Origin of the sequence: Pseudodesulfovibrio cashew, assembly GCF_009762795.1 — a bacterium.
Lineage (GTDB): Bacteria > Desulfobacterota > Desulfovibrionia > Desulfovibrionales > Desulfovibrionaceae > Pseudodesulfovibrio > Pseudodesulfovibrio cashew.
In genome coordinates this window covers 794,773-809,962 of sequence record NZ_CP046400.1, presented here as the reverse complement: position 1 = coordinate 809,962, position 15,190 = coordinate 794,773, and the positions used below count along the sequence as shown (strand labels likewise).

The following is a 15,190-nucleotide window of genomic DNA, read 5'->3' as shown; positions in this document are numbered from 1 at the left end:
CGGGTTTGTTGGCCTTATGTCGGTATGTTCCGGAGGTGTGGGGCGTCGGCAGGCTGTAGATTAGACAGAAATGTTGCCAATTCAGAAAATGGCAATGACAAATATGTGTAATGCATTTCAGGCGGGGCGAAAAGCCGGTGCCAAGGACTCTCCCTGGCAGGGAGAGCCCCCGGCGTGGGGGAAAAATGCCGAAGGACGGGCATGGCCGTACCCGTCCTTCGGATGGGACCGGGAGAGGAGGATGGTCCCGGCAGCAGGCCGCGAGCCTATGCGGCCACGTGGCTGCCGAAGATTTCCCAGGTTCTCAGAAAGGTGGCGTCGAAGGTCCGGTTCTCCACGTGCTTCCTGGCGCGCTTGCCCATGTACTCGATGCGCTCGGGCGTATCGAGCAGGTGGACCATGGCCCGGACCAGAGCGTCGGCGTCTCCGGCGGGGAAGATCAGGCCGGTCTCGTTGGGCAGCACGTTCTCGCAGGGACCGCCCTTGTCCGTGACGATGACCGGCAGGCCCGAGGCCTGGGCCTCCAGAACCACGTTGCCGAAGGTGTCCGTGGCCGAGGGAAAGACGAAGAGGTCGGCGCTGGCATAGGCCTGGGCCAGGGATTCGCCCTTGAGCACGCCGGTGAAGGTGGCTGGCAGCCCTTTGAGGCGGCGCTGCATTTCCTTGAGGTACGGCCCGTCGCCCACCACCACGAGTTGGAGGGCGTCGCGCATCTTCGCGGCCTTGACGAAGGCCTCGGTGAGCACGTCCAGCCCCTTCTCCACCGACACGCGGCCCACGTAGAGGAGCTTGGTGCGCGATTGGATGGAGTATTTGTGATAGAAGCCGTTGCGCTTGTCCGGGTGGAAGCGGACGGTGTCCACCCCGCGCGGATAGGTGACGATCTTTTCCGGGTCGATGCCCTTGTCCGCCAGCTCGAATTTGGTGGACTCGCTGGGCGCGTAGATGACCTGCATCTGGTCGTAGAACCAGCTCATGTAGCGCCAGCAGCCGTCCTCCAGGGTCGCGTCCTCGGTGAACGCGCCCACGTACTCGGGGAAGGCCGTGTGGTAGGTGCCGTGGAAGGGGAGCTTGAGAATCCGTGAGATGGCCAGGGCGGCCAGGCCGACGGGCCCGGGCGTGGCGGCCAGAATGCAGTCGTACTCCTGCTCAAAGCAGTGGGTGAGCATCTCCAGGAACGGGGGGTAGGCCAGGGCTATTTCCGGGTACTCCGGGATGGTGAACCGCCCCACCGGGGCGAAGCTCACCGAGCCGGGCACGTCGGCCTTGGCCCCGCAGGTGATGACGGTCATGTCCTTGCCGTGACGGGCGACCATCTTTAACTGCTGGCGGATGGTCCGGGCCACGCCGTTGATCTCGTCGAAGGTGTCGGTGAAGTGGGCGATCTTGAGCCCGCGCGCCTCCCGGTTTTCCCGCTTCCTGCGGAAACGGGAGAGGCAGGTCTGGGAGAACTTGCGCTCGCTGGAGAAGAGGTCGTAGCCCACGAAATAGGGGACCAGCAGGGCGTAGAGCGACCCGGCCGAGCCGATGGAGTGAAAGACGTCGAACAGGTTGGCCCCGAGTAGGGAGTTGAGGGTCCGGTCCGCGAACTGGGAGAGCACGCTGTTGGCGGCCATGGCCACGAAGCGGGACCACTCGCGCTCCAGCTTGAGCACGTCGGTCTCCTGGCCCCGGGCGATCTTCATCAGTTCCGGGTCCTTGACGATGATGTTGCCTGCTTCCTTGAGGAGCATATGCTGAACCGAGTCGGAGGGACCGTACTGGCGGTGCAGGGTGGACTTGCCGCGCCCAAGCAGGCTGAGGAAGCGGTCCATCAGGGTGCGGTTCTCGTCCTTGCTCCCGCCGGGTTCCAGCGCGCCCTTGGCGAAGCGCAGGCAGATGTGTTCGCTGGCGGCATGCCCGATGTCGCCCATGCGCGAGCGGTAGAACTGGTAGGCGATGCCGTAGAGGTTGTGGGCCATGGTGCGGGGCGTGGCCGCGGTGCCGCCGGGCCGGGTGGTGTGCCGCCGGATGGATTCGAGCACGTTGTTCACGGTGGGCGCGCCGGGAAAGACGGTGTGCATGCGGGCGATGTTCAGGGAGCTGTGGTCGTCAGAGCCGCCCATGATGCCCTTTTCCCAGGGGCGTTCGCCGTGGGGCTCCAGTCCGTAGGTGTTGGCCAGGCGTTCCATGTCCAGTGGCGTGAGCCGGGTCAGGATGTCCCGGAGCACCTGGTTCTGGCGGGCGTCGCGGGTGCCGTTCTCCTCGAACACGTCGAAAAGCAGCAGGGCCTGCTCGAAGTGGGCCGGGGTCAGCCGGTCGTTGACCGCGAACAGGGGGTGGGCCAGGACGTGGACGATGCCCTGTTCGCGCAGGTATGGCACCAGGTCGAAGACGTTTTCCCTGTGGCGCTGGATGTCCTCATGCTGGGCCTCGGTGATGTCGTAGGCCAGGACGTGGAGCTTGCAGCGGTCCTCCGGGAAATAGGTGGTGATCTCCTCGCTGATGAAGGTGCCCGGCAGGTGGGCGATCTCCAGGGCTCCCCGGACCGTGTTGTGGTCGGTGATGGTCACCAGGTCCATGCCGCGCGATTTGGCAACGGCATAGAGTGCCGAGGGCTCGGTGAAGCTCTCGGGGCAGCCGATCTTCTGCAGTATCCACTGGGACGGCCGGGTGGAAAACCGGGAGTGGACGTGCATGTCCACCTTGAACCGTGATTCAGCCATTGTTCATCTTCCCCGAGCGCCCGTGCGGGCGGCTGCGTTTAGTGGGTCGCGCCGTCTTCCAGGGCGGACTGGCAGACCACGCACAGCCGGGCGGACGGGTTGGCCTTGAGTCTGGCCACGCCTATCTCGTCGCCGCACTCGTCGCAGATGCCGTAGTCGGTTTCGGAGAGCCGCTTGAGCGCGGTTTCCAACTCAAGCAGGCGTGCCATGCGGCGGCGCTCCATGGCCACTTTGACGCCCTGTTCGGCCAGTTGGGATGCGAAGTCGGTCTCGTCCGGGCAGTTCTCCACGATCAGGCTGTGGCCTGTTCCCAGGGTGGACAGGGAATCCAGGCCCTGCATGAGATGGTGCTTGATCTCTCGACGTTGGGTATCGGTCATGATGTGTCCTCTCGAGTTTATCTGGAAGCATGTTTCTTCGACAGATATGGTCCTATCGCCAAACATTTTTCCATGAATGTCGCTCCGGTTACGAACATCAGACAATTCCGCAATGCCGCGTGGCCCGGGATTTGCCGTGGACGAAGCCGGAAAACGGGGCTATCCTGCCGGACATGAAATGGATTTTCGTTCTCCTCGCCCTGGTGGCCGGCGCGACCATGCCGGTACAGGCGGGCATCAACCTGCGTCTGAGGGAGGCTTTGGGCGACCCGATCGTCGCGGCACTGGTCTCCTTTGCCGTGGGCACCATTGCCCTGGCCGTCTATTGTTTTGCCCTGCGCCCGGTGCCGACCCTGGCCATGGCCGCGGGCGCGCCGTGGTGGTCCTGGCTGGGCGGATTGTGCGGGGCGTTTTTCGTCTCGGTGATCATCATCCTGGCCGCCAAGCTCGGCGCGACTTCGAGCATGGTCTGGCTGCTGGCCGGGCAGTTCCTGGCCGCCCTGATCCTGGATCACTTCGGCCTGATCGCCTTTGACGTGCGCGTCATCACCTGGCAGCGCCTGGCGGGTATCTGCCTGGTCCTCGCCGGGGCCGTGCTGGTCAGCCGCTACTGAGGAGAAAAGGCTCGGCTGGCCCGGGTTCCCCCTGCGGCCCGGCCTGCGCCATACCCGCGGCGTGCGAACGTTCGTCGCGGCTGGAGTCGTTTTTTACTGAATCAATAACCTCGGCCACCCCGACCAGGCCGACCAGAGACGCGGACTCCCGCTCCTCTCCGCCCCCGCGAAGCGCGCCAAAAAATTTTGGAAAGGAGAGTGGATGGGGTCCGGGAGGCTTCCATGAATATCGTCAAAGACCTCGGCGTCATCTGCCGGATGATCAAGATAGAACACTCGGTGTTCGCCCTGCCGTTCGCCTACATGGGCGCGTTCCTGGCCGCCGGAGGGTGGCCGGGCCTGTACAACATGCTCGTGCTCACCGTGGCCATGGTCGCGGTGCGTTCCTTTGCCATGGCCTTCAATAGGTACGCGGACCTGGACATCGACCGGGAGAACCCGCGCACCCAGGACAGGCCGCTGGTTACGGGCGAGCTATCCACCTCGTTCACCCTGCTGTTCATCCTCGGCACGGGCGTGGTCTTCGTAGTCATGTGCGCGCTGATGAACCCGCTCTGCCTGGCGCTCTCGCCCCTGGCTCTGGGGCTTTCGGCCTTCTACAGCTATTGCAAGCGGTTCACCCGCTGGTGCCACTTCGTGCTCGGCGCTGTCCTGGGGCTGGCCCCGGTGGCGGGCTGGCTCTGCGTGGACCCGGTCTTCACCCTGCCTGCGGCCCTGCTTTTTTGCGGCGTGATCCTCTGGGTGGCAGGCTTCGACCTGCTCTATGCCTGCCAGGACGCGGCCTTTGACGCCAAGCACGGGCTATGGTCGGTCCCGGCGCGGCTGGGCGTGCCCGCGGCCCTGTTCGTCTCCACCCTGAGTCATGTCTTCGCCGCCGCGCTCTTTCTGCTGGCAGGCTGGGCCGCCGCGCTGGGCTGGGCGTATTTCCTGGTGGCGGTGCCAGTGGCCGTGGTGCTCATGGCCGAGCATCTGCTGGTCAAGGCGGACGACATGAGCCGGGTCAACGTGGCCTTCTTCACCATGAACGGGGTCATCGCCGTGGTCCTTTTTCTCGCCGTGCTGCTTGATCTGTCCCTTGCGGCCTGATAGCGGTGGAACAATGAGGGAAGTTTCATGGAACAGAGGATAGAGGCCGCTGCCGCCTTCCTGCTCGATTGGTTGAAGACCAACGTCCTGACCTGGGAGACCGCCGCCCAGTGGGGCTGCGTGCTGGCTTTTTATCTTCTGGGCGTCCTGGCCTGGAGAGGATTCGAAAAGCGTTTGCTCGCAGCAGTGGACAGGAGCCATGCAAACCATCTGGTGCGTTCCGTGCTGCGCGCTCTGGTGGACATCGGCAACGTGGCCGGGTTTTTTGTGGTCATGCTGGTCTGCGAGGGCGTGTTCTCGGCCCTGGGTTACAACGGGAGGTTGCTCAACGCGGCGGGCGATCTGGCCCTGGCGTGGATCGCCATCCGGCTGCTGACCTCCGTCATGCCCAACCGGGCGGTGGCCCGGGGCGTGGCCGGAACCATCTGGACCGTGGCCGCCCTGAGCGTGTTCGGACTGCTGACGCCGGTCACCGACTTCCTGCGCGGGCTCAACTTCACGGTGGGCGATGCCTCATTCAACGCCCTCGGCGTCATCAACGGTCTGGCCCTGGCCTTTCTCTTCATCCAGGTGGCCTCCCTGGTCTCGCAGTTTTTCGAGGGCCGCATCCAGCGCAACCAGGGGCTGACGCCGTCCCTGCAGGTGCTGCTGGGCAAGGCGCTGAAGACCTCCTTCTATACGGTGGCGGTGCTGGCGGCCATGTCCAGCGTGGGCATCGACCTGACCAGTCTGGCCATCTTCTCCAGCGCGCTCGGCGTCGGCATCGGTTTCGGCCTCAAGACCATCTTTTCCAACTACGTGGCGGGCATCATCCTGCTCATGGACAACTCCATCAAGCCCGGCGACACCATCGAGGTGGGCGGGGTGTTCGGCGTGGTGCGCGACATGCGCGGGCGCTACGCCTCGGTCCTGACCCGCAGCGGTAAGGAGCACCTCATCCCCAACGAGCTGCTCATCTCGGGCGAGGTGGTCAACTGGACCCACAACGACCGCAACGTGCGCATCGGCATTCCGGTGGGCATCGCCTACTGGTCGGACGTGGACACGGCCATGGTGCTGATGGAGCGGGCCACCGAAGGGGTGAGCCGCGTGCTCCGCGACCCGTCCCCGACGGTTCTCCTGTCGGGCTTCGGGGACAGCTCCGTGGATCTGGAGCTGCGCATCTGGATACGCGACGCCGAAGGCGGGGTGTCCAACGTGAAGAGCGAGATCATGCTCAAGATCTGGAAGCTGTTCCACGAGTACGACATCGAGTTCCCGTTCCCGCAGCGTGACATTCTGCTCAAGCCCGACTCCAGGCTGGCCGTGACCATCGAAAAGGGGGGCGACGATGGCTGACGCCCTGACGCTGCGGACCATGACCCGCAGCGAGGTTGATTTTGCCGTCGGCCTGGCCGCCGATGAAGGGTGGAACCCCGGCCTGTCGGACGCCGGATGCTTTCATGCGGCCGACCCGGAGGGCTTTTTCATCGCCGAACTGGACGGCCGGCCCGTGGGCGTCATCTCGGCGGTCCGCTACGGCGGCGGGTTCGGCTTTGTCGGGCTGTACATCATGGTTCCCGAGGCGCGCGGCAAGGGCTACGGCATTCGGCTGTGGCGGCACGCCATGGCGCATCTGGAGGGCTGCAACGTCGGCCTCGACGCGGTGACCGAGCAGGAGGCCACCTATCGTCGCGACGGGTTCACGTCGTATTATCGCTCGGCCCGGTACGAGGGCGTGGGCGGCGGCGAGACGCCGGAAGGAGTGACTGCGCTGGACGGGGTGGATTTCGAACGGATCGCCGCCTATGATCGGTGTTGTTTTCCGGGCGAGCGGGAAGACTTTCTGCGCGCCTGGCTCAAGGCCGAGGGGGCGCGGGGGTTCGGTGTCCTGGACGGTGACCGCCTGACCGGATTCGGTGTCATCCGTCCCTGCGTCTCGGGGTACAAGATCGGGCCGCTTTTTGCCGACGACGGCGACGTCGCGGAGCGCCTCTACAGTGCGCTGATCGCCACCATCCCCGGCGAGCCGTTCTATCTCGACGTCATCGAACCCAACGCAGCGGCGATGGAACTGGCCGGACGGCATGCATTGAAAGAGATCTTCGTCACGGTGCGCATGTACACCGGGGGCGAACCGGCCATGGAGAAAGACAGGATTTTCGGCGTCACTTCATTCGAACTGGGGTAAGCCATGCGTGTATTGACGACAATCCTTCTGATTATCGGGCTGCTCGTCCTCTGGGATCTGGGCTGGTGGCTCGGCTTCGGCGTGTCCCCGCTTCCGCCGTGGACGCTCAAGACCATGCTCAACCAGGGGAACGCGCCGACCATCATAGATGTGCGCACCCCCGGCGAATACGAGGCCTTTCACATCCCCGGCGCCTACAACGTGCCGTATCCAGCCTCCCTGGCCGACCTCGCCAAGGTCGCCCCGGACCCCACCAACCCCGTGATAGTGGTCTGCATGACCGGCCACCGCTCCCCACCCGTGGTCAGGCAGATGCTGGAGGGGGGCTACACCAACGTCTCCAACCTCACCTGGGGCATGCTCGCCTGGAAACTCTTCGGCGGCGAGACCGTGAGCGGGCGGTAGCTGCCATGGTCGAAGGGCTGAGCCACCTCACGTTGATCGTAAGCGACCTGGAGCGAATGTCGGAGTTTCTCAAAAGGATATTCGACGCCGAGGAGGTGTACGCGAGCGGTCCGGACACCCACTCCATTTCGCCCGAGCGGTTCTTTCTCATCGGAGGCATCTGGCTGGCTATCATGGAGGGCGAGCCGCTTCCGACGACGAGCTACAACCACATCGCCTTCAAGATTCCCGGCGAGCAGTTCGACGAGTATCGGGACAGGGTCCGGGAGATAGGCGTGGCCACGCGGGAGGAGCGTCCCCGCATACAGGGGGAAGGCCGTTCGCTCTATTTTCACGATTTCGACAACCACCTTTTCGAACTGCACACGGGCACGCTGGAAGAGAGGCTGGACGCCTACGCGGGCGTTGTCCGATCCTGAGCCGGGCTCCCTTATGCCTGCCATTAGCGGTTGTGATGGGCGGAAATGTTGACCCCGCCTCCGCTCCGCCTTACCTTGAGCCCATCATGAGCGAATATATCGATAACCATGACGCCGCCCGTTCCGTCGGGGTGGTGGAAAAGCGCACCTTCACCTTCGGTGGGGAAGGGGACGAGCTGGTCCTGGAGTCCGGGCGGACCCTGGGGCCCGTGACCTTGGCCTACGAGACCTGCGGCACCCTGAACGAGGATAGGTCCAACGCAATCTTGATCTGTCACGCCCTGACCGGCGACGCGCACGTGGCCGGGGTGCACTCCGAGGACGACCCCAAGCCCGGGTGGTGGGAGATCATGGTCGGGCCGGGCAAGCCCATCGACACCGACAAGTATTTCGTCATCTGCTCCAACGTCATCGGCGGGTGCATGGGCTCCACCGGGCCCGTCTCGCCCGATCCGAAGACCGGAAAGCCCTACGGCACCGGGTTCCCTGTGGTCACCATCGGCGACATGGTCCGCTGCCAGCGCCGCCTTGTCGATCATCTGGGCATCGGCACGCTCCAGGCCGTCATCGGCGGGTCCGTGGGCGGCATGCAGGTGCTGGAGTGGTCCGTGCGCTACCCCGACCGGGTCCGCGCAGCAGTGCCCCTGGCCACCACCACCAAGCACTCGGCCCAGGCCATCGCCTTCAACGAAGTGGCCCGCCAGGCCATCATGGCCGACCCCAAGTGGAACGGCGGCGACTACCACGAAACCGGGCGGCCCGAGCACGGCCTGGCCGTGGCCCGTATGGTCGGGCACATCACCTATCTCTCGGACGAGTCCATGCGCCACAAGTTCGACCGCCGCCTGCAGGACCGTCACCAGCTCTCCTTCGACTTCGAGGCCGATTTTCAGGTGGAGTCCTATCTGCGCTACCAGGGCAACAAGTTCGTGGACCGCTTCGACGCCAACTCCTTCCTCTACCTGACCAAGGCCGCCGACTATTTCAACCTGGAGAACCAGCACGGGGACGGCTCCCTGGTGGCCGCGTTCGCCCGCGCCTCCTGCCGCTACCTGGTGGTTTCCTTCACCTCGGACTGGCTCTACCCCACCTATCAGTCCCGCGACATGGTCAAGGCCATGAAAAAGAACGGCCTGGACGTCTGCTTCTGCGAGATCGAGGCCCCGTGGGGCCATGACGCCTTCCTGCTGCCCAACGAGCGGCTCAATTCGCTCATCGCCGGGTTCCTTGGCAGGGCCGGGGAAGAGGGCGGCGCGTGTCCCGCCGGATTCACCAACGGAGGTAGCTGCGATGCGCTTTGATCTTCAGGTAATCGCCTCCTGGATCGAGCCGGGCTCCAAGGTGCTCGACCTCGGCTGCCGTTCTGGTTCGCTCCTGGACCACCTGCGGCATGAGAAGTCCACCCTTGGCACCGGCATCGAGATCGATGAGGAGGCCGCCGGACAGGCCATCGCCAAGGGCCTCTCGGTCATCCACGGCGACATCTACGAGGAGATCGAGGACTACCCGGACAACGTCTTCGACTACGTAATCCTCTCCCAGACCCTGCAGCAGGTCTACGACCCGGCCACGCTCATCCGCGAGATGCTCCGCGTGGGGCGGCAGTGTATCGTCTCTTTTCCCAACTTCACGCACATCAGGAACCGTTTTCAGATGTTCTTCACCGGCCGAGCGCCCGTGTCCAAGGAGCTGCCCTACGAGTGGTACGACACGCCCAACATCCGGGTCATCCCCATCATCGACTTTCGCCGCTTCTGCCGCCAGCTCGGCGTGCCCATCGTGCGCGAGGTAGCCATCTCCACCCACCACCACGACACCAAGGGGCGGGTCATCACCTTCCTGCCCAACCTGTTCGCCACCTTCGGTATCTTCATGCTAGGCCAGCCCGAGCGTTAGGCCGTGCGGGGGAATGCCTCCGGCGGCCAGGGAACCCTTTGAAAAGGGTTCCCTGGACCCTCCCAAACTTTTTATGTTCGCTTCGCTCAGAGCCGTGCGGGCGCATGGTCCGTGCCGGGATGCTGTGTCTGGCCGTATTGTTTCCCCTTTGGGTAGCTTCGCCGAAGGCGGCTTCAAAATCTGATTTCATTTCCACTTGTCCGTCCCACGCGCAATTCTCCCCGCTGGGCGGTGGTAATTCACCGCTGTTTGGTGTAGCGTTTCGCGGTCTGAAATACCGTAACCATCTCCATCGGTTCGATGGATCGGAGCATTTGATATGAGCAAGGTTTTCGTGGCCGGAGCCTCCGGCGAGATAGGCAGGGCGTTGATGGACAGGTTGGCGGCGGACGGCGTGGAGGCCGTGGCCGGAGTCCACGGCGAGAACATGGACTTCGCCGACAGCGACTCCATGGCCGAGGCCATGGCCGGCTGCGACAAGCTGTTTCTGGACGTGCCGCTCATGGAGGGCATGAGCCGGGCAGGGCACTTGGCCGTGACGGCGGCCAAAGCGGCGGGGATTGGCTACATCGTTCAGTGCTCGCGCTACGCGGCCTCATCCGACGCCCACTGGAGGCTGGGGCGGGAGCAGGGCATGATCGACCAGTTCGTGGAGGACTCGGGCATCCCTTTCACCATCCTGCGGCCCAATACACTGATGCAGATTTTTACCACGGACCTGGCGGACATGATTCGCGCCGGTTCCCTGGAGCTGGCCGAGGATGATTCCACGGTCAGCTACATCGACGCCCGAGACGTGGCCGACTGCGCCGCGACACTGTTTGCGGTCCCCGGAGAGCACGAGAACCGCATGTACGCCCTGACCGGCCCCGAGGGCCTGAGCGGTGCGGACGTGGCCGCGGCCATCTCCGAGGGGGCGGGCGTCAAGGTCGCCTATGCGCCGGTGAGCGAAGAAGTCTATGTGGAGCGGCTGGTTGCCGAGCAGACCTCGGCCTGGACCGTGAACATGCTGGTCAGCCTGAGCCGGGTGGTCAAGCTCGGCATGGCCGGCAACGTGACCAAGGCCGTGGAGTTCCTGTCCGGGACCCCGGCGCGTTCCTTTGCGGAGTTCGTGGCCGGAAACGCCGGTTCCTGGAGCTGACCTGTGACGCCGGGCAAGGGGCAGGAGCGGTTGCTCCGGGCCATCAAGGATGTGGCCGCGGGCAACTACTCGCAGGAGATTCTCGAACTGACCGGACCGCAGTACCCGGACGACGTGCGCGAGCTGGCCGAGGCCGTATCCCTCATGATGGTCCGCATCGAGGCCAGGGAGCAGCACCTGGAGATGCTCAACGACCGGATCAAGGCCAACACCCTGAACACGGTCACCGCAGTGGCCGGGGCTCTGGGGGCGCGCGACGCCTACACCGAAGGGCACGGCGAGCGCGTGGGGGCCTATGCCGAGCGGCTGGCCGTCCGCCTGGGTCTGCCCGAGGACGAGACCGAGCACATCCGCATGGCGGGCATCCTTCACGACATCGGCAAGATCGGTTTTAGCGACCAGATTTTTTCCAGCGACGGCACCGCGTTCAATCAGGACATGCTTCTGGAGATCCGCTCCCATCCGCGCTGGGGCTACGACATCCTCTGCAACCTCGACTTCCTCGGGCCTGTCCTGGACTATGTCTACTGCCATCATGAGCGCATGGACGGGCGCGGCTATCCGCGCGGCCTGTGCGGGGACGAAATCCCGCTGGGGGGCCGCGTCCTGGCCGTGGCCGACTGCTTCGACGCCATGACCACCAACCGGCCCTACCAGCGCGGCAGGACCCCGGGCGAGGCCTTTCGCATCCTCGGCGAACTGGCGGGCAACGCCCTGGACGCCGAACTGGTGGACGCCTTTATTGACGAGATCGAGTCCGGCGGCATGGAAGAGTAGTCCGGCAAAGAAAAGTGGCCCGGCAGGGCGGCGAAGGGGCCTTGCCGCAGGCGCGGGTCCGAACCCTCCGTTTCAGTGGAAGTTTTTGTTTTGTCCCCGGCGGAAGACATGGTTTCAGGGCGGTTTCCGCCCGGACTGGAGGGCAAAATACTCATTGACTTTTGACCCCGTGGCCTTATCTACTCCTTCTGCGGGGTGTGACGCATTCTTATGAAGGCAATCCTTTCGATACTTATATTGGCGGTCGTCGCCGTACTTGCGCCGGGCGAGGCCCTGGCCTGGGGGCCGGGTGTGCATCTCGCCCTGGGCAACACCGTGCTGGCGCACCTCGGCTGCCTGCCGCCGCTCCTTGGCGGCCTGCTCTCCCATCACCGTGAGGCCTTTCTCTACGGCTGCCTGTCGGCGGACATCTTCATCGGCAAGGGCACGGAGTTCAATCCCGGTCACAGCCACAACTGGGTGACCGGCCTCAAGCTGCTCAACTCGGCGTCCGGCCCGCACGTCACCGCCTACGCCTACGGCTATCTCACCCACCTGGCCGCGGACGTGGTGGCCCACAACTACTACGTTCCCAACACCCTGTGGACCATGCCCTCGGGCGGCAAGCTCTCCCACGTCTACGTGGAGGCCCAGGCCGACAACCGGTTCCAGGCCGAGCGGGAGTCCGCCCTGGCCCTGTTCCGCAGGCCCAACCGCGACACGGACCGGACCCTGCTCACGGCCATGGACAAGGGGCGTCTTCCCTTCCTGCTCAAGAAGCAGATCGTCAAGGGCAGCCTGCGACTGGCCCGCTCCAAGGAGTGGTCCAGGTCCCTGCGCCTGGCGGACAGGCTGCTGCCGTGGCCCGCATCAGACGATCACCTGGACAAGATGTACGATCTTTCCCGGCGGGTGGTCTTCGATCTGCTGAGCGACCAAAAGCAAACCGTGGCCTACACTTTCGACCCCATCGGTTCGCGCAACCTGCGGCTGGTGCGCGAGATGCGCGCCGCTCATCCAAGGGCCAGGACCAAGGCCTCCCTGTTCGTTCCCCACGTGCATCTGACCGCGCTGCCGGAGTTGTGGACCGGGACCGGACAAGCGGTCAGCGCCATCGGATAGCGCCGCCCCTTTTTTTCCACATTCCTTTTGATTTAGTTTCACCTTCTGGTAGAATGTGAGCCGTATTCCGCAGGGTGCGGAGTGCGGGAACCTCTTTTTGCCGGAATTCATGTCAAGACGCATAACCTATCTCATCCCCCTGATCGTCGGCCTCGCGTTGGGCGCAGCCCTGTTCCTCGAGTATTCCTCAGAGCAGGAGCGGCACTCCCGGGGCCAGCGCCTGGAGGTCTTTCACAAGCTTTCGATCTTCCGCGCCAAGCTGGAAGACAGGCTCGACGCACGGCGGCGGCTGGGCGAAGCCGTCCGCTCTCTGCTTGTCGCCGCGCCCCGCTCCGGCCAGGCCGATTTCGAAGCGTTCGTCTCCGGGCTCATGGAGCGCACACCGGGAGTCAGGAGCGTGGTGGCGGCCAGGGAAAACAGTGTCACCCTGGTCTATCCCCCCGAGAGCCGGGAAAAGTGGTCCGGGCGTAACCTGCTTACGGACGTGCCCGTCCAGGTCCGCGAGCTTGTCCTGCGGGCCATGGCCCACCGCACCTCCCAGATGACCCTGCCTGCGCCCGACGCCCGGGGCGGCGAGACCCTCGTTCTCGCGGTGCCGGTGTATCTTCAGCCTCCCGGGGGCGGGAGCAGTCGATACTGGGGCGTGGTCATGGAAGAGGTGGATGTGGAGCCGCTGTTTCGGGATTCCGGGGCCGATGGGGACGGCCTGTCCCTGAACGTGGCCGTCCGCTCCCAGGATCAGGGAGGACGGGAGACCGTCTTCCGTGGTCGGGAAACTGTTTTCGACGACCTGCCCGTGTCCGTGAACGTGGCGGTCCCCGAGGGGCATTGGCAGCTCGGCGCCGTGCCGGAAGGAGGCTGGACCAGCACCCCCAACAGTGGAAACATCCTTTACGGCGGCGGTTTCCTGGTCCTGCTGGCTACAGGACTGCTGCTCGCCACCGTGCATTTTCTTCTCAAGGGAGCCAAGGAGCGGGAGCGGTATCGCCATCTGGTTCAGAACGCCAAGTCCATCATCCTGCGTATCGACACCGCCGGGACCATCACTTTCTGCAATGAATACGCCGAGCGTTTCTTTGGCTACGGCCCGGGGCAGTTGGTCGGCAACCCCCTGGTGGGGACACTGATTCCGAAGCAGTCCGAGGAAGGCAAGTCCCTGAAGCGGCATATCCACCGGCTGCTTCACGACCCCTCGGGCAACCTCTTCAACGAGATTCTCAACACGCGCAAGAACGGCGAGATGGTCTGGGTGGCCTGGGCCAACGAAGCGGTTCTGGACCGGGACGGTTGCCTGTCCGAGATCCTGTGCGTGGGAACGGACGTCACGGATCGCAGACTCATGGAGGAGGCGCTCAAGCAGTCGGAGCGCCAGTATCGTCTGCTGGCCGAGAACGTCACCGACATCATCATGGGTTTGGACGCCGGGCGCCGCTTCACCTACGTCAGCCCGTCCGACGAGACGCTTCGCGGGTTCATGCGCCACGACGTGCTCAGTCGTCCCATCACCGATTTTCTGGCGCCCCAGTCCGCCCGTGTCTTCGACGAGGCCATGGACAGGCTCGTGGAGCGCATGGGGGGCGAGGGAAAGCCCCCGTCCACCATCATGGATCTGGAATTTCAGTGCGCGGATGAGACCACTGTCTGGCTGGAGACCCGTTTCGGGCTGTTGCTCAACGAGGAGCGGGAGCTCATCGGCATGCAGGGCGTGGGCCGCGACATCTCGGATCGCAAGCGGGCCGAGGCCCTGCGCGAGGACGTGGAGCGCATGGCCCGGCACGACCTGAAGACGCCGCTTGGCGCGGTGGTCGGGCTGCCGCAGGAGGTAAAGGATCAGGGCGGGCTCAATCCCACGCAGGTGGTCATGCTGGACACGATCCAGGAAGCCGGCGACTCCATGCTTCAACTGATCAATAGGTCCCTGGAGCTCTACAAGATGGAGTCCGGGAGTTACAAGCTGCGCAAGGACATCGTGGACGTGCTCCGTGTGGTGGAGTTCGTCAAGAGCGAGCTGCGCAATCTGATCCGCGACAAGGGCATCAGCGTGGGCATCCAGGTGGAGACGGAGTTGGACGAGGACGGCTTTATGGTCCTGGCCGACGAGCCGCTGCTCAAGTCCATGCTCTCCAATCTGCTGCTCAACGCCTTCCAGGCATCGCCGCCGGGCGGGAGCGTGTCCGTCGTCCTGTGCCGCAACGGCGCGGCCCGGATATCCATCCGCAACAGCGGCGAGGTACCCATGGCCGTGCGCGAGACCTTTTTCGACCGCTACACCACGGCCAGCAACAACGGCGGCACCGGCATCGGCACCTATTCCGCCCGGCTCATCGCCCGCACCCATGGCGGGGACATCGGCCTGGATACCTCGGTGCCGGGCGAGACCACGGTCACCGTGACCCTTCCCGCCTGATCCGGGCGTCCGCCCTGTCACGCCGGAGGCCGCGAGTTCGAGTCTCGTCGGCTCCGCCAGAATGAAACAAGGACATCAATCGATTAGAT

14 protein-coding genes are annotated in these 15,190 nt (G+C 64.5%); 12 read left to right on the top strand and 2 right to left on the bottom strand.

Annotated elements, in window-relative coordinates:
* Positions 1–266: 266 nt before the first annotated feature.
* Complete coding sequence (locus GM415_RS03550; RefSeq protein WP_158946459.1) at positions 267–2,705, bottom strand: glycosyltransferase; 2,439 nt, start codon at positions 2,703–2,705, stop codon at positions 267–269.
* Positions 2,706–2,743: 38 nt separating this feature from the next.
* Positions 2,744–3,085 (bottom strand): TraR/DksA family transcriptional regulator, encoded by a 342-nt coding sequence (locus GM415_RS03545; protein ID WP_158946458.1) that lies wholly within the window; start codon positions 3,083–3,085, stop codon positions 2,744–2,746.
* A gap of 173 nt (positions 3,086–3,258) precedes the next feature.
* On the opposite strand from GM415_RS03545, the gene GM415_RS03540 reads away from it, so the two are divergent.
* From GM415_RS03540 to GM415_RS03485, 12 genes are all read left to right on the top strand, one after another.
* On the top strand, positions 3,259–3,699 hold the full coding sequence (locus GM415_RS03540; RefSeq protein ID WP_158946457.1) for a DMT family transporter: 441 nt from the start codon (positions 3,259–3,261) through the stop codon (positions 3,697–3,699).
* Positions 3,700–3,921: 222 nt separating this feature from the next.
* On the top strand, positions 3,922–4,785 hold the full coding sequence (locus GM415_RS03535) for a 4-hydroxybenzoate octaprenyltransferase (RefSeq protein WP_158946456.1): 864 nt from the start codon (positions 3,922–3,924) through the stop codon (positions 4,783–4,785).
* A gap of 27 nt (positions 4,786–4,812) precedes the next feature.
* Positions 4,813–6,123, top strand: a complete 1,311-nt coding sequence (locus GM415_RS03530) for a mechanosensitive ion channel family protein (RefSeq protein WP_158946455.1) — start codon at positions 4,813–4,815, stop codon at positions 6,121–6,123.
* On the top strand, positions 6,116–6,955 hold the full coding sequence (locus GM415_RS03525) for a GNAT family N-acetyltransferase (protein ID WP_158946454.1): 840 nt from the start codon (positions 6,116–6,118) through the stop codon (positions 6,953–6,955). Before GM415_RS03530 ends, GM415_RS03525 begins: the two co-directional genes overlap by 8 nt.
* Before the next feature lie 3 nt (positions 6,956–6,958).
* Positions 6,959–7,360 (top strand): rhodanese-like domain-containing protein, encoded by a 402-nt coding sequence (locus GM415_RS03520; RefSeq protein WP_199244330.1) that lies wholly within the window; start codon positions 6,959–6,961, stop codon positions 7,358–7,360.
* Positions 7,361–7,365: 5 nt separating this feature from the next.
* Positions 7,366–7,779, top strand: a complete 414-nt coding sequence (gene fosX, locus GM415_RS03515; protein ID WP_158946453.1) for a FosX/FosE/FosI family fosfomycin resistance hydrolase — start codon at positions 7,366–7,368, stop codon at positions 7,777–7,779.
* An 86-nt stretch (positions 7,780–7,865) separates the two neighbouring features.
* Positions 7,866–9,080 carry a homoserine O-acetyltransferase MetX gene (metX, locus tag GM415_RS03510; protein ID WP_158946452.1) on the top strand — a complete coding sequence of 405 codons (1,215 nt, stop codon included), beginning with the start codon at positions 7,866–7,868 and terminating at the stop codon, positions 9,078–9,080.
* Complete coding sequence (gene metW, locus GM415_RS03505) at positions 9,070–9,675, top strand: methionine biosynthesis protein MetW (RefSeq protein ID WP_158946451.1); 606 nt, start codon at positions 9,070–9,072, stop codon at positions 9,673–9,675. Before metX ends, metW begins: the two co-directional genes overlap by 11 nt.
* 319 nt (positions 9,676–9,994) lie before the next feature.
* Positions 9,995–10,816, top strand: a complete 822-nt coding sequence (locus GM415_RS03500) for an NmrA family NAD(P)-binding protein (protein WP_158946450.1) — start codon at positions 9,995–9,997, stop codon at positions 10,814–10,816.
* A 3-nt stretch (positions 10,817–10,819) separates the two neighbouring features.
* On the top strand, positions 10,820–11,593 hold the full coding sequence (locus GM415_RS03495) for an HD-GYP domain-containing protein (protein WP_158946449.1): 774 nt from the start codon (positions 10,820–10,822) through the stop codon (positions 11,591–11,593).
* A gap of 237 nt (positions 11,594–11,830) precedes the next feature.
* Complete coding sequence (locus GM415_RS03490; protein WP_242012338.1) at positions 11,831–12,694, top strand: zinc dependent phospholipase C family protein; 864 nt, start codon at positions 11,831–11,833, stop codon at positions 12,692–12,694.
* 109 nt (positions 12,695–12,803) lie between these two features.
* Entirely contained in the window at positions 12,804–15,101 is a 2,298-nt protein-coding gene (locus GM415_RS03485) for a PAS domain S-box protein (RefSeq protein ID WP_158946447.1), read from the top strand.
* The last annotated feature ends 89 nt before the right edge of the window (positions 15,102–15,190 follow it).